The sequence below is a fragment of the Candidatus Nanosynbacter sp. HMT-352 genome (genome assembly GCF_021222645.1).
In the GTDB taxonomy this organism is placed as follows: Bacteria; Patescibacteriota; Saccharimonadia; order Saccharimonadales; family Saccharimonadaceae; genus Nanosynbacter.
The window spans coordinates 604,445-618,683 of the sequence record NZ_CP089520.1; the positions used below are offsets into that span (position 1 = coordinate 604,445).

General features: G+C 38.0%; 12 protein-coding genes and 1 pseudogene. 7 read left to right on the forward strand and 6 right to left on the reverse strand.

Annotation, left to right across the window (positions count from 1 at the left end; all coding sequences use genetic code 11):
- Positions 1 to 25: 25 nt before the first annotated feature.
- From rfbB to rfbA, 3 genes and pseudogenes are all read left to right on the forward strand, one after another.
- The gene (rfbB, locus tag LR957_RS03260) at positions 26 to 1,039 is read left to right on the forward strand and encodes a dTDP-glucose 4,6-dehydratase (protein WP_232272908.1); all 1,014 of its coding nucleotides are present in this window, start codon (positions 26 to 28) and stop codon (positions 1,037 to 1,039) included.
- 2 nt (positions 1,040 to 1,041) lie between these two features.
- Positions 1,042 to 2,464, forward strand: a pseudogene (locus tag LR957_RS03670) (sugar nucleotide-binding protein).
- An 89-nt stretch (positions 2,465 to 2,553) separates the two neighbouring features.
- Positions 2,554 to 3,399 carry a glucose-1-phosphate thymidylyltransferase RfbA gene (rfbA, locus tag LR957_RS03275; RefSeq protein ID WP_129636465.1) on the forward strand — a complete coding sequence of 282 codons (846 nt, stop codon included), beginning with the start codon at positions 2,554 to 2,556 and terminating at the stop codon, positions 3,397 to 3,399.
- A gap of 113 nt (positions 3,400 to 3,512) precedes the next feature.
- Here the strand turns inward: rfbA and LR957_RS03280 are convergent, their stop codons facing one another.
- Positions 3,513 to 3,980, reverse strand: coding sequence for a GtrA family protein (locus LR957_RS03280; protein WP_232272911.1), 468 nt, complete (start codon positions 3,978 to 3,980; stop codon positions 3,513 to 3,515).
- A gap of 32 nt (positions 3,981 to 4,012) precedes the next feature.
- Here LR957_RS03280 and LR957_RS03285 point away from each other — a divergent pair, with 32 nt between their 5' ends.
- Positions 4,013 to 4,969: a glycosyltransferase family 2 protein gene (locus tag LR957_RS03285; protein WP_232272912.1), complete on the forward strand. Its 957-nt coding sequence runs from the start codon at positions 4,013 to 4,015 to the stop codon at positions 4,967 to 4,969.
- A gap of 9 nt (positions 4,970 to 4,978) precedes the next feature.
- Here LR957_RS03285 and LR957_RS03290 read toward each other — a convergent pair whose 3' ends face one another.
- From LR957_RS03290 to LR957_RS03310, 5 genes are read right to left on the reverse strand one after another with little or no spacing between them, the layout of a single operon-like run.
- Positions 4,979 to 5,635: an HAD family hydrolase gene (locus tag LR957_RS03290; protein WP_232272913.1), complete on the reverse strand. Its 657-nt coding sequence runs from the start codon at positions 5,633 to 5,635 to the stop codon at positions 4,979 to 4,981.
- Positions 5,619 to 6,512 carry an NAD-dependent epimerase/dehydratase family protein gene (locus LR957_RS03295; protein ID WP_232272914.1) on the reverse strand — a complete coding sequence of 298 codons (894 nt, stop codon included), beginning with the start codon at positions 6,510 to 6,512 and terminating at the stop codon, positions 5,619 to 5,621. Before LR957_RS03295 ends, LR957_RS03290 begins: the two co-directional genes overlap by 17 nt.
- Positions 6,513 to 7,598, reverse strand: a complete 1,086-nt coding sequence (locus LR957_RS03300) for an ATP-grasp domain-containing protein (protein WP_232272915.1) — start codon at positions 7,596 to 7,598, stop codon at positions 6,513 to 6,515.
- Between the two features lie 9 nt (positions 7,599 to 7,607).
- Positions 7,608 to 8,603, reverse strand: a complete 996-nt coding sequence (locus LR957_RS03305; protein WP_232272916.1) for a Gfo/Idh/MocA family protein — start codon at positions 8,601 to 8,603, stop codon at positions 7,608 to 7,610.
- Positions 8,596 to 9,690, reverse strand: a complete 1,095-nt coding sequence (locus LR957_RS03310) for a DegT/DnrJ/EryC1/StrS family aminotransferase (RefSeq protein ID WP_232272917.1) — start codon at positions 9,688 to 9,690, stop codon at positions 8,596 to 8,598. Before LR957_RS03310 ends, LR957_RS03305 begins: the two co-directional genes overlap by 8 nt.
- 137 nt (positions 9,691 to 9,827) lie before the next feature.
- Here LR957_RS03310 and LR957_RS03315 point away from each other — a divergent pair, with 137 nt between their 5' ends.
- Genes LR957_RS03315 through LR957_RS03325 form a run of 3 tightly spaced genes read left to right on the forward strand, consistent with a single transcriptional unit; the run spans position 9,828 to position 14,169 of the window.
- Positions 9,828 to 11,831, forward strand: coding sequence for a DUF7657 domain-containing protein (locus LR957_RS03315; RefSeq protein ID WP_232272918.1), 2,004 nt, complete (start codon positions 9,828 to 9,830; stop codon positions 11,829 to 11,831).
- A 53-nt stretch (positions 11,832 to 11,884) separates the two neighbouring features.
- A complete protein-coding gene (locus LR957_RS03320; RefSeq protein WP_232272919.1) occupies positions 11,885 to 12,475 on the forward strand; it encodes a hypothetical protein in 591 nt (196 codons plus the stop codon).
- A complete protein-coding gene (locus tag LR957_RS03325) occupies positions 12,472 to 14,169 on the forward strand; it encodes an FG-GAP repeat domain-containing protein (RefSeq protein WP_232272920.1) in 1,698 nt (565 codons plus the stop codon). The genes LR957_RS03320 and LR957_RS03325 overlap by 4 nt, the downstream gene beginning before the upstream one ends.
- Positions 14,170 to 14,239 lie beyond the last annotated feature (70 nt).

The window sequence follows — 14,239 nt, forward strand, 5'->3', positions numbered from 1 at the left end:
CTATTATACCTGATATACTATACTTATGACAAAGATGCTAGTCACGGGAGGCGCGGGATTCATTGGCTCGAATTTTGTGCATTATACCGTAAAACACAAGCCAGAATATGAAGTCACTGTTATTGACAAATTAACATACGCCGGAAATCGTGCTAATTTGGAAACTGTAGCTGACCAAATTACATTCGTAGAGGGCGATATTTGTGACGCCGAATTAATAGACAAATTAGTCGCTGAAAATGACATAGTTGTACACTTCGCTGCCGAAAGTCACAATGACAATTCTTTACGCAATCCCTGGCCATTTGTTGAAACAAATATAATTGGCACATATACCATTCTAGAGGCTATTCGAAAACATAATAAGAGACTACATCACATCTCAACTGATGAGGTTTTTGGTGATCTAGAGCTTGATGATCCAAATCGCTTCACGGAAGATACGCCATATAAACCATCAAGTCCCTACTCCAGTACAAAAGCTTCCAGTGATATGCTAGTTCGTGCCTGGACCCGTAGTTTTGGTATTAAAGCAACTATCTCAAATTGCTCTAATAATTACGGGCCATACCAACACATTGAAAAGTTTATTCCACGTCAAATTACGAATATCTTAAGCGATATTAAACCAAAACTTTATGGTACCGGTGAACAAGTACGCGACTGGATTCATGTTGATGACCATAACTCAGCGGTTCATTTAATCCTAGAAAAAGGCGTTCTAGGAGAAACCTACATCATTGGCGCAGATAATGATCACGTTAATAATAAGATGGTGATTGAATTGATTTGTGAGCTAATGGGTAAAGGTAAAGATTGGTACGAGCATGTCAACGATCGTCCAGGTCATGATATGCGCTACGCAATGGACTCCAGCAAGCTACGCCGCGAGTTAGGATGGCAACCGCAATACACAGACAATAAAACTGGCATGCACGATGGACTAATGCAAACTATCGACTGGTACCGCGAACACGAAGACTGGTGGCGCACCCAAAAAGACGCCGTTGAAGCAGCTTATGCAAAACAAGGACAATAATTATGTTTGACCCAACTAACTACAATGAACTTACAGTCACTGAATCGTCAATTCCAGGGTTATTTGTCATTAAATTACCCGTACATGGCGATAATCGCGGCTGGTTCAAAGAGAATTATCAAAAAGAAAAAATGGAAGCCTTAGGTTTACCGTCGTTTAATATCGTACAAAACAATATCAGCTTCAATGACAAAACTGGCGCCACTCGTGGACTTCATGCTGAGCCTTGGAATAAATTCATTTCAACAGCCAATGGGCGTGTTTTTGGAGCTTGGTGTGACCTTCGTAAAGGAGATAGCTTCGGCCGAGTTTTTACGCACGAGATTAATCCGGGTACAGCAATTTTCGTCCCTAAAGGCGTAGCTAACGGCTATCAAACACTTGATGATAATATAGCCTACACATATCTAGTTGATGCTCATTGGTTCCCAGATGCTAAGTATACTTTTGTTAATTTATTTGATCCAGAGCTAAAAATCAACTGGCCAATCAATAAGGATCAAGCAATTATTTCCGAAAAAGATGCCGCACATCCACTATTAAATAATGTAATTCCTATGGAGGTATAAAATTATGGACGATAATAAAATTTTCATTATTGGCGCTAACGGACAACTAGGATTAGCCCTACAAAGACAATACCCTAATGCCAAATCTGCTGACATTGACACTCTTGATATCACAGACTTAGAATCAGTTGAATCTTTTGACTGGTCCAACATTGATATCATACTTAACGCTGCCGCCTTCACTAATGTCGATGGAGCAGAAACCGAAGAGGGCCGCGTAGCGTCTTGGAAAGTTAATGCGTCTGCAGTGTCTAACCTTACTCGAGTATGCCGAAAATATGATATGACAATGGTTCACATTTCCAGTGATTATGTATTCGATGGAACCCAAAAACCCCACACAGAGGACGAGCCACTTAGCCCGCTTAGTGTCTATGGTCAGAGTAAGGCTGCGGGAGATCTATTAGTTGAACAATTAGACCGCTTCTATCTACTTCGATCCACATGGGTAATTGGTGAAGGCAAAAATTTTGTCCGCACCATGCTAGGATTAGCGGAAAAAAATATCTCACCAACCGTTGTTAATGATCAAATAGGCCGTTTAACGTTTACCAGTGAGTTAGTGCGTATTATAGACCATCTATTATCAACTAAAGCTCCATTCGGAACTTATAACGCAACAAATGACGGACCACTCGCTTCTTGGGCGGATATTACTAGAAAAATATTTGAATTATCTAATCATAAAGACTTAATCGTTTCTAATACAACTACCGCAGAATATTTTGCCAACAAGCCAGGAGTTGCACCACGGCCACTCAATAGCGATATGAGCCTAGATAAACTACACTCTACAGGATTTAAGAGCCGTAACTGGGAGGAAGACCTAAGGCAATACATCTCAAACAACGCCTAAAAAATACAACCTCCATTAGTCTCAAAACCGTTTAACCTTGATACTGTCGAATCATAGATATATAATCATACAACACAAAGGAGAATATGATGAAGGGAATAATTTTAGCGGGTGGATCGGGTACGCGTCTATGGCCAATTACAAAAGCCATAAGTAAACAGTTGATGCCCATTTATGATAAACCGATGATTTATTATCCGCTAACCACGTTAATGCAAGCAGGAATTCGTGATATTTTAATAATCACTACTCCAGACGATCAAAATGGCTTCAAGAAACTTCTTGGTGATGGCTCGCAGTGGGGTATAAATTTAGAATACGCTGTTCAACCTACACCAGACGGTCTAGCGCAAGCTTTTATTATTGGTGAAAACTTTATTGGCAATGATAAAGTGGCACTAATACTTGGCGACAACATATTTTACGGAGCCGCCCTTGATAATTCACTACAAGAGTGCACAGACCCTGACGGCGGCATTGTATTTGCATATAAAGTGCTTGATCCTGAACGCTATGGAGTGGTTGAATTTAACGAGAATAATCAAGCTGTTTCCATCGAGGAAAAACCAGTGCATCCAAAATCCAATTTTGCAGTGGTAGGTCTATATTTTTATGATAACGATGTAATAGATATTGCTAAAAATGTAAAGCCATCCGACCGAGGAGAACTGGAGATAACATCCGTAAACGCTGAATATCTACATCGCAAAAAACTCAAAGTGCAGACTTTAGACAACGGTGACGTATGGCTTGATACTGGCACGATAAATAGCTTAACCGATGCCGAAGATTTTGTACGTGTAATCCAAACAAGGACTGGACAAATAGTCGGATCACCCGAAGTGACCGCCTTTCAAAACGGTTGGATTTCCAAGGAGCAGTTAGAAATACTTGCCGAACCATTAAAAAAATCTGGATACGGCAAATATCTATAAGCTCTTACACGTACTAGCTGCATCGTTCGTAGACAATCCGTCCACATTCACAACCACAGCTCTGTCATACCCTAGGGTATTATATATAGTATTCTTAGTTAAATCATCCCTAGTTAGAATAAGCCATTTTTTATTTCCACATTTTTGTCGTTGTTCTTTGAGAAAATAAATAAATTAAAAACCAGAAAGTTCCAAATTGCAAATACTGCAGTAACTACAACTTTCGCCCATTGGATATCCAGTACGTTAGAGTTTACTAAAGTGGCAATAATCGACGAGGTTGCTACTAGGTTAAATAAACTAAGTAATGTGTAAAGAGTAATTTGTATCTTTAAAGAGAATCTATCATATTGACTATGATTAAAAACTTTCTTACGATTCACAGGAAAGTTAAAAACAAATCCTGACAAAAAGCCGATACCACTAGCCAAAAAAGCTGGCAAATGTATATTGTGGTATAAAATATACGATATTGACGTGTCTATTAGTAGCGTAATACCGCCTACGACAAGAAATAAAAAGATTTTTAAAAATATACCATTTTTCATATTATCTTTATTAAGAATATCATATTCGTTCATAATGCATATACGATTGTAGTATAATTGATTATATGTACAGAAAACTAGAGACCGCAGTCGTTATACCTTGTTATAACGAAGAGAAAATGATTACTCAAACAATAAAGAAAATACCAGAATACATAGATCATATTATAGCCGTTAATGATGCTAGCACTGATAACACTATTGGAGTCTTGAACAAACTAAAAAAACAATACAGTAAGCTTATTATTGTTGACAATAAGGTAAATCAAGGTGTTGGAGGAGCTCTTATCGCTGGGTATAATCATGCAATAAAAAATACTAAAGCAACAGCTATCGGTATAGTCGCAGGAGATGATCAGTTTGATTCATCATATCTAAAGGCGATGTTAGATGACTTCATAGATCAATCAGCAGACTACGTAAAAGCAAGCAGGTTTTTCCATCGAGAAGCCTTCAAAACTATGCCAAAATATCGCCAATTTGGAAACATATTCATATCTCTACTCACCAAATTTTCTACTGGGTATTATTCTATTACAGACATCACTAACGGGTGCGGTTGGCTGCGTCGTGAAATAATCGAAAAAGTCGATTTTTCTATAGTAGAAAAACGTTATGATTACGAAACTAGTATGCTGACTGCTCTGTCAATAGCTAATGCTAAAGTCATTGACCATGCTGTACCAGCACATTATGGCGACGAAAAATCAACCATCAAACTAATCCCGACAGCCTGGAGAAATCTAAAGGCCGTATGGAAAGGATTCTGGCGCAGAATTTATTACAAATATGTATTATATGGTTTTCATCCTGTAGCACTATTCCTATTCACGGGTATGTTTTTCTTAATAATATCGCTATTGTTGGCTATATTTTTGTTATATGTTAAGTTATTCGCCCACCAGTCACCGACCGCAGGCAGCGTAATGTTAGCTGTACTACCGTTTATACTAGGAATACAGCTAACGTTGACAGCCCTTACAATCGACGTATCCAATGAAAATAATAACTTTAAGAAATAGGTTACCAGATTAAAAATTAATGTTAGCTATATCACCAATACCGGCAACTAAATAGTCTGGCTCCATTGATTTCAAGAACTTCTTGCTACGAATTCCACTCAAAAGAGCAATACTGGTAGCGTTGAGCTGCTGAGCCGCAGCAACATCAGCTTCAGTATCTCCAACAATAATAGAGTCTTCGGGATTATCTATTGTTTGCTTAATTATATCTGCCTTCTTTAATAATGTGCCTTCTTTTGTGTCACTATGCCCTGATAAAATTTCCTCAAAAAAGCACCCAATTCCCAACTTTTCAATCTGCTTATCTAGAGCGTCTGAGTTTCGCCTTAAACTAAGTAGATATAGCTTATTGTCATTCGAAGATAGCTTTTTTAGCGCAGACAAGCTATCTACAAAAAGCTCATCTCTATACAATTCCTCCAACGATTCTATGCGATCAATAAATAATTCGAGATAATCATCCCTATTATTTACCTCAAGCCCACTTATCAACAATAATTCATTCCAGGAAATATTATCACGTTTCAATTCCCAATATTTCTTCCGATCAAGAGGCGTGCCGCCCATTTTTTCGACACACTTCTTATATACTCTATAATGACGAGGAGCAATATCGACCAAAGTACCATCAAAATCTATAAATATATTTCTATTTACAATTTTCATAGAGATCACCCATCTCATTAATTTTATCCGGAAAGAACACTTTAGGATGATAATCAAGTAGACTCTCTGCCTTTGATATATCAATCACTATATTGCAACCACCGCTATCGGATATAATATTTATACAGCTACTCGATCGCATACTTTTAATAATTGACTCCGCTGTTTCTTTAATAGAGACTCCCCTACCCGTCCCAATATTGATCACTCCAGCACCCGCCGAATTAACTGCACATATAATACTACTAGCTACATCGTCAATATGCACATAGTCGCGAAGAACTAGTGGACCATTAATAGTCAGATTATCTCCAGACTTAGCCGCTCTAATGAAATTAGGAATAGCTCTAGCAATTGGGTCATATCCGCCATACATTATTGAAAATCGCAAAATGGTAAGCTCTTTGTTATTTTTTTGCGCAAATGATTGAACAATTACTTCGCTAGCTATCTTAGTGGAACTATAATATGAACTACCAGACACAACATTATCTTCCGTAATTGGGCCACTAATTTTTGTTTTATCATAAACTTCTACAGTGCTGCCGATAATAATCTTTTTTGCCTTTTTGCCGAAATATGTTAGAAGATTAATAGTCCCATCTATATTGCCTTCTTTACACTTCTCTAAACTGTCTTCGATAGTTTTTTTTGGTACAAAAGCCGCCAAATGGACTATAACGTCGAATTCTTTATCAGCCAATACATCAGCAGCTATCTTTGAGCTCTCCTTACTAGACAAGTCGCATTCAACCCACTTAACATCATCATAATCAATATTGGATCTGCCTAAACAAATTATCTCCCAGCTGGCAGGCGCCATTTCCAAAAAACGCCTGCCAACAAAACCAGATGCGCCAGTAACGAGAATTTTCACCTATGATATTTCCTTAAGGATACGATCACGCTGAGCAACACTCTCCTCTACAACTCCCATATCCGACAAAACTGGTCGGAAATCCATTCCTCGAATCCATACTAGACCATCCGGTAGAGGATTGGTGTTATTATCAATCGCGGGAATCTCTTCACCATAGCCAAGCTTAACAAACATTTCAGGCATATTAAGACCCGCTTGTGTAAAGAATTCATGAGTCGTAAAGAATCGGCCAATATTAATTTCTGTTGGATTTGGTACACCATTTTTGTCGTAAGCCATATCCACACCAAATAGACCATCTGGTCTGCTATCAACAGCCAGCACAGCCCTACGAGCAATATCATCAAGTTCAGCATCCGAGTAAGTTAATCCCGTTCCAGTAGCACCAGTAACACCTGATGGAGAAATTTTTGACAACTCCCAATATAAGCGCTTGCGTCCCTGGGCAACAACTAACTCGCCATCTTTCCATAACGACATCCAAGTAACCGTCTCTGGTTCAAGCAATTCTGATACTGTAAAATTACCAGACCAAGAGCCATTTTTCTCTTGGAAATCTAACCAGTTCTTAGCAGTCTTAACATCGTGAACTGGAAGAGATCCACGACCACCGGCTCCTGATATTGCGCGAATCCACATAGACCCACCCATCTCCTCTAATAGAGCATCTAAATCAGTATCCTTACCTTCAATTAGTTTAGTCTTAGGAACTTTAATGCCGGCCTTCTCCCATAGTTTAAACGACTCAAACTTATCTTGAAGGATTTTAACGGTTTCTTTGGCTGGAAAGAATGTTTTGGCTTTAATTTTCTCTCGATTCTCGCTCAAAAACCCAACCTCAACATCGTTTTGGGCGTGTACAAACTCAATATTTTCCTTCTCTATAATGTAATTCAAAAAATCAATGTACTTTGGGTCGTTTGCCAACGGTGCTAGATATTTAGCATCAACTTCAGCACGCTGTAAATAATATTTATCAGCATCTGTGCCAACAATGTAATATTCTTCATCTGCAGCCCTAAGAGATCGAATAAAGTTTGCAGAAGGCGATCCACCAGCGCCTGTTACTAAAATTCTTTTCATATTATCCTCCTATTTAACGTCAAAAGGCGCAACAGCCTCTAATGATATTTTTAACGCTTCGCGCGCATCTACCGGATCAACAATTGATGCCGTCCTGCCCATAGATTTAGCCATAAAAGCTTTCAATTCAGCAGCTAAAGGCTCTTCAAAATCAACTTTTATTACACGCTTTTCTGGATCACCAACCTGCAAAACAAATTCAGTAAATCCATCTTTCTGAATCTCTTTCATATTATGTTTATAATATGTAAGTTCCTGTGTTATATAATTAGCCTCTAGATAGCCTAACGATCCAGTCAGTGCAATGGTACGAATTTTTACTGGAGTCAGCCAATTAGCCTGAATAAATCCTGATGCTCTACCATAATCCATTAATATTTCTGCTGAATCAATTTTTTTACTATGACGAGTACGCGATCCGTGGCTATGAATAGCTTTAGGTTTTTGTCCTAATAGATAATTAACTATATCGACGTCATGAACTGCAAGGTCAATAATTACATCCGTTTTTGGCTCAACAGCAGGAAAACCACCAACACGCTTACATACTACCGAGGTTATATCACCTATAGCATTATCATCGATCATCTGCTTCAGTTTCTTAATGACTGGATTAAACCTCTCTATATGACCAACTGTAAACGTAACTTTATTTTTCTCAGCACAAGCAATTAGTTTATCAGCCTCTTCCACCGAAGATGCAATTGGTTTTTCAAGCATACAATTAATACCTCGAGACATCACCTCAGTTGCAACTTCAAGATGAAATGGAGTAGGCACAACCACAGACACGGCATCTGGATGAACTTTCTCAAGCATTTCCTTGTAATCAGTAAAGAATTTTGTCTTGTATTCGTCAGCCAACGATTTTGCGGCTGGATTAACGTCTGCTATTGCCACTAGTTCAGATTCTGGAAGCATGAAATAATTACGCACATGATTGCGCCCCATATTTCCAGTACCAATGACAGCAACCCTTATTTTACCTTCTTTATTATTAGTCATTTACGGCTTCCTTAATTGCATTAGCAATTACTTCAATATCAGCATCTGTAACTTTTGGATGAACAGGTAAAGATACAACTCTTGCAGCCAAATCTTCGGCAACAGGAAAATCTCCCACTTTATATCCAAGTTTTGAAATATGTGGATATACGTGCAACGGTTTTGGATAATAAACTCCAGCACCAACTCCTTTTTCTCTTAATTTAGCTATAAAATCATCTCTTCGTATACTCTTATCTAGTAAAATAGTATATTGGTGATATACGTGATTTCTGTTGCTTGCAATCTTCGGTAAGACTATCTCTTCAATTCCAGCCAACGCTTCATTTAACATATTAGCGTTATGTTGTCGCCTATTCGTAAAGTCTTCTACTTTCTTTAATTGCTCAACGGCGATAGCACCGTGCAAGTCTGACATACGATAGTTATATCCTAAATCAGCGTACTCGTAAGATGAAGTCATTCCGTGCTGCCTGAATGAGCGAATAGCAGCCGCAGCATCATCACTATTAGTGGTAACAACGCCACCTTCACCACACATAATATTCTTTGTAGCATACAGTGAAAAACATCCAAAATCACCCAAGGCACCAGTTTTCACGCCGTCATATTCTGCGCCAATTGCCTGACATGCATCTTCAATAATTTTGAGTTCGTGCTTATCTGCAATTTCTCGCAACTCCTTCCAGTCGCAAGGTTGACCATACAAATCAACTGGAATTATAGCCTTAGTCTTATCTGTAATGGCTGCTTCTATTTTTGAAACATCGATATTAAATGTTTCCTCATCTATGTCTACAAGAACTGGTCGAGCGCCCAACATTAGTATAGGGTTGATCGTAGCAATAAAGCTATATGGCGTAGTGATAACTTCATCGCCTTCACCAACTCCTGCAGCATATAAAGCACAGTGAATAGCAGCTGTACCGCTATTCACAGCTAAAGCATGTTTCACTCCACAATATTTAGCCCAATTTTCTTCAAGCTCAGCGACTTTTGGGCCCTGAGCCAGCATACCTGACTCTATAACTTCATTTACCGCCCGACGCTCCTCTTCCTCTATAACGGGTGATGCGATGTTTATCATTACGTAGCCTCCTTACATTCTTACCATCTTTAACAATTATAGCACATCACTCATTTTTTATTTTTCGTTTTTTAGACTTGTTCTCAAAAAAACACAATCTTTATACTTGCTATTTTTACTGTATACTAATAAATGTTATGCAAGTTCTACGTTCTATTTTTACAAAATTAAAAGATGATTCGTATAAAAAATGGGTTTTCCCGTCTACTATTATCTTTTGTCTAATTTTTGCGACAGGATTTAAAATATCTGGATCTTCATTTGGCTTATATTATGACTCTTTCCTTAATGGTAAATCATCTAATCTCATATCAGGCGAAGCTCGACCTATTCGCAGCGACGAGTGGCTAGTTGTTACACAATTTACAATCGCACAAAAAGAAGCTGGATATCCATTAATAAACAAGAACTTTGGAAATTCTGGCAAGAATATGAGCCTTGTATCTGATGCACCATACAAAGAATGGTCAACAATATTCCGACCTCAAAATCTTGCCTTTTTAATAATTCCTTTCGAGTTTGCTTTTGCCTTTAAGTGGTGGCTATTACTAGCATCATTACTATTAAGTATATACTTTCTATCGTTAAAATTTCTTCCCAATAAATACGTGCTGTCGGGGTCTATCGCTATCATAGGCTCTTTTGCCCCTTTTATATTCTGGTGGTACCAAACCATTACTATAATGAGTATCGTCTGGGGAATTGTCATACTGCTATTAATAATGAAATTAATAGAAAATAAATCTTTGTCTTTTTTAAAGAGATATAAACATGGTGATATAATATCGAAACTCATATTATCACTTTTATTAACCTATTCAATGGTAAGCTTCGCCCTACTGTTATATCCAGCCTTTCAAGTGCCTGTTGTCATCACCGTATTTCTAGTAGCGATTGGCTATTATATAAATACTTGGAAAAAAGCACCCAAAAAAGTACGAAAAATACTATATGTAAATACGGCATTCATAGTAGGATCTACTCTAGCAGTGATCGGCATAGTTGGTATATTTTTAATCACCAGAATAGATGCTGTACAAGCCATTTCCGGTACAGATTATCCCGGGGCACGATTCGTAAATTCGGGAACTCCATCACAGGCTGATCTAATCGGTCTCACTGGCTATAGCCAATACCGGCTTATGGATGACACATCCATTTCATCGATAGATCCAAGTAAAGGATCCATTAATCAAAGTGAAATGTCTGCATTTATCATCACGCCTTTTGCATTTATCATTCCTATACTGTTTATTTTATATAGCAAATGGCGTAAAAATAAAACTATAGATTGGGTTGGAGTTGCTATTTTTGTTTCCTGCTTAATATTCATATCTCATTTATTTATTCCAGGATTCTCTTCAATAGCAAAACCTTTCATGATGCATCTTGTACCGATAACAAGATTGCAGCTTGGATTAGGTTTTATAGGAATCTTTTCATTAATATACACGCTTGCCAATACTATAAAATTTTCATCACAATATCGCTATTTACCATATCTATATTCAACTATAGTGATTATCATTTATGTCTGTACCATCGTGTATGTCGTAAAGTTCAATCGTAACTTTGCCGGGGATCTTCGCGTATTATTACTAGCCGCAATAAGCCTTTCTAGTGGGCTAGCCCTTATATTTATAAAAAAGGAAAAACTCGGACTGTTAGTGCTCTCTTCTTTATGTATTATGTCGACAATAACTGTGCAGCCGTTATATAGAGGTCTAGGAAGCGGGTATAACGATAATATTATAACCAAAAAGATTATCTCTACCTCGTCTAGTGACGACACATGGGGATTGTCCGGCACAAGCGTACTAGAAAATTTCCCTCAAATGGCAAATAGGAAATCAATTACGGGGGTCAATACTTACCCTGATAAAGATTTCTGGTCAAAAGTGTCAAAAGATAGGACAATTTATAACAGGTATGCACATATACTTCTATCTGACACCATAGACAAAGATCTCGTACTTAGTCAGCCGGATGTATTTATTGCAAAATTGAGTTGTAGCAATCATATAGGAAAATCCGTTACTCATGTGTTATCTACGACGCCACTACAGCTACCTTGTTACGAACTAATCGATAAAGTCACTGTACATAATGGAGATATTTTATTCTATAAAAGAACTTTTTAAAGCTTTACCGTTTTATCTATATCTGCTATAGTAGTATTAATTAGGTAACAATTATGAAAATACAGAAAAAACAAAATAAAAAAATAAAAGTGTTGATTTTAATAGCTGTCATACTGCTGTCTTTAGTAGGTTACGGTTTGGTTTCTTATAAGTTTAAGCTCTGGCCTTTTACTCAAAGCCAATTTAGCGCAGCCACCGAGGAGCAAAAAAACGCTGGTCAAGACATAAAAAAAAGATCATTAGATGAGGTGTCTAATAAATCAAGAAAAGAGCCATCAGATCAAAAATCTAAAACATTACAAGGAAGTGATCCTTCACCAGAACCAACTCCGTCATCCAACGGCAAAAAACCAACAGTTGGAGTAAGTATAACAGCTACAACGGTCGATAAAGAATCAAATACTCTTTATATCCGTAGTTTGATCCAAACTATATCACCAAGCGGAAGATGTACGTTATCAATGCACAATACTAGCGGACAAACATACTTCAATAGCGTAGAGCTGCAAGCTGGACCAAGTACGTCTAGCTGTAAAGGATTTAACATTCCATTGTCTCAGCTATCACCTGGAAAATGGACAATAAATATTCATTACGAAGACAACAACGTGACTGGAGATACTGAAGGAGAAATAACTATATGAAGAAATTAATATTAAAATTAGGCATACTTACGTCAATATGCTTAGGAGCGATATTATCTTCTACGCCAGCATCTGCGGTATTAAATGATTTTGACCCAAGCAATATTATGGATGACGCCGTAGCAACAAATTACGGATCTATGAGTGCAGACCAAATTCAGTCATTTTTAAATAGTAAAGTTCCCCAATGTGATACAAACGGCGCAAAGCCAGCCAGTGAGTTTGGAAGACCCGATATGACTCGCGCTCAGTATGCCACATCGAAAGGATGGCATAGTCCTCCATACACATGCCTCCGTGATTATAAAACAAAAGACGGGAGAAGCGCCGCTCAATTAATCTTTGATATCTCTCAAAAATATCATGTAAACCCACAGCTTTTAATAGTTTTACTCCAAAAAGAACAAGCCCTAGTTACTGACACGTGGCCAACTCGTGGGCAATTCAAAAGCGCAACTGGCTATGGATGTCCAGACACCGCCGAGTGTGATAGTAAATATTTTGGCCTAGAAAACCAGCTAGAATGGGCAGCGAAACACTTTCACTACATAATAACACGCAATCCTAATTGGTATTCACCATATACAACAGGCGTAAATTTCGTTCGATGGAGTCCGAATGTTGCTTGCGGAGGATCTAATATAAATATTCAGAATTGGACAACCGCCGCTCTTTATAGTTATACACCATATCAACCAAATGCCGCTGCTATGTCATCTGGGTATGGCGTAGGTGATGGGTGTAGCGCCTATGGTAATCGTAACTTTTATAATTACTTTACGGACTGGTTTGGAGATACCAGATCAAGCAGTTCGTTCTCTTGCAAAAACGGACAGAATATACCTAACGTAGAAACTGGTGCTAGAATTATACCGACTAGAATAAATGGGAATAATGACACATTAACCATATCCGTACCTAATAATACTAGCAGTAAATGTGCCGAAATGCATACATGGGCCAATAGTAACTTACAGACATGGTCTCAACATACAGCGACAAACTCATACACCTTCAATCAGCAGTACAGTAAGGTTATATCAAGGAAGGTTAATAGCAAAAATACCGTATTAACAAAGGTTGACTACAATGGAACTGCAAGTGGTAGAGTTGAGTTTCATACGTGGACTCAAGATGGATTGCGTTGGCTAGCTCACACTGCAACATCTGCCGGACCTATTGATCCGCTATTTTCTGAAGTTATAACAGCAGATACTGATGGCGATGGTAATGACGAATATTATCTGATTAATTATGAGCAGACTAATTCCGGCATGATTGAAGTGCATGGTTGGAATAATAATGGAACTAGTTGGTTTAGACACACAGCAACAAGCCACCCTTCAGCTAGCATGAATACAGGAAGAGTTATTGCGGCAGATCTTGATGGAGATAAAAAAGATGAATTCATATATGTTAAATACGACAATACTACGAGCGGTCTTATCGAATTTCACGTGTGGGATTCTTCATTAAAAAACTGGGTACGTCACACCGCAAGTAATTACCCAGAGTCTGGCTATGTAATAGGGTCAAATGACATAGTAGTAGCCGATTTGCAAGGAAGAGGAAAAGACACTATCTATTATGTCAAATACAGAGGTACAACCAATAATACTGTCGAAGTACATGGATGGGGCGACGGTCAACAATCATGGGCTAGCCACATATCTACATCATCAGGAATATACTAAGTATAATAACTCATACATCTTTACATCGTAAATAATATAAATAACCGCGGCAGTACAACTTACTATCGCG

Excerpts from the sequence above, each read along its gene's own strand:
- rfbB (WP_232272908.1), top strand. The coding sequence starts at position 26 with ATGACAAAGATGCTAGTCACGGGAGGCGCGGGATTCATTGGCTCGAAT.
- rfbA (WP_129636465.1), top strand. The coding sequence starts at position 2,554 with ATGAAGGGAATAATTTTAGCGGGTGGATCGGGTACGCGTCTATGGCCA.
- LR957_RS03280 (WP_232272911.1), bottom strand. The coding sequence starts at position 3,980 with ATGAACGAATATGATATTCTTAATAAAGATAATATGAAAAATGGTATA.
- LR957_RS03285 (WP_232272912.1), top strand. The coding sequence starts at position 4,013 with ATGTACAGAAAACTAGAGACCGCAGTCGTTATACCTTGTTATAACGAA.
- LR957_RS03290 (WP_232272913.1), bottom strand. The coding sequence starts at position 5,635 with ATGAAAATTGTAAATAGAAATATATTTATAGATTTTGATGGTACTTTG.
- LR957_RS03300 (WP_232272915.1), bottom strand. The coding sequence starts at position 7,598 with ATGAAAAGAATTTTAGTAACAGGCGCTGGTGGATCGCCTTCTGCAAAC.
- LR957_RS03305 (WP_232272916.1), bottom strand. The coding sequence starts at position 8,603 with ATGACTAATAATAAAGAAGGTAAAATAAGGGTTGCTGTCATTGGTACT.
- LR957_RS03310 (WP_232272917.1), bottom strand. The coding sequence starts at position 9,690 with ATGATAAACATCGCATCACCCGTTATAGAGGAAGAGGAGCGTCGGGCG.
- LR957_RS03315 (WP_232272918.1), top strand. The coding sequence starts at position 9,828 with ATGCAAGTTCTACGTTCTATTTTTACAAAATTAAAAGATGATTCGTAT.
- LR957_RS03320 (WP_232272919.1), top strand. The coding sequence starts at position 11,885 with ATGAAAATACAGAAAAAACAAAATAAAAAAATAAAAGTGTTGATTTTA.
- LR957_RS03325 (WP_232272920.1), top strand. The coding sequence starts at position 12,472 with ATGAAGAAATTAATATTAAAATTAGGCATACTTACGTCAATATGCTTA.